Origin of the sequence: Xenorhabdus littoralis (assembly GCF_033949345.1) — a bacterium.
Lineage (GTDB): Bacteria > Pseudomonadota > Gammaproteobacteria > Enterobacterales > Enterobacteriaceae > Xenorhabdus > Xenorhabdus littoralis.
Genome location: NZ_VCDP01000256.1, coordinates 1 through 365, shown reverse-complemented (window position 1 = coordinate 365; position 365 = coordinate 1). Strand labels below are relative to the sequence as shown.

The 365-nt window shown below is 29.6% G+C and carries 1 protein-coding gene; it reads left to right on the top strand.

What is annotated here, in order from left to right:
- On the top strand, positions 1–352 hold a 352-nt coding region (locus FE394_RS19540; RefSeq protein ID WP_319927973.1), incomplete at its 5' end, for a hypothetical protein.
- Positions 353–365 lie beyond the last annotated feature (13 nt).

Here is a 365-nt window from a genome sequence, read left to right as displayed (position 1 = left end):
AGAATGCAACACACAAAAAGAAGCATGTTACAACATCACAGGAAACCCTCTAGATCTACGAAAATGTAATTTACTTAAAACAAACATGGGTAAAGTTAAAACAAAAGAATTTCAAGAAGAAATGAACAAACTTATCAAAACTGTACCCCCATTACCGCAAATACAATTAAAAAATATCAATGAAAAAGAAAAAGATGTTGCCATTTCCCCAAAAAATGATAACATCAGATTACTAACTGACGAACAAAACAACACTTACATACTTTTAGAAAACGGTATAATAACAGCCGAAATCGAAAAAAAGTATGCAAAATTTCTCGTCAAACAACTTAGTCATTCTATTACGACTTAAAAATCTATAAGTA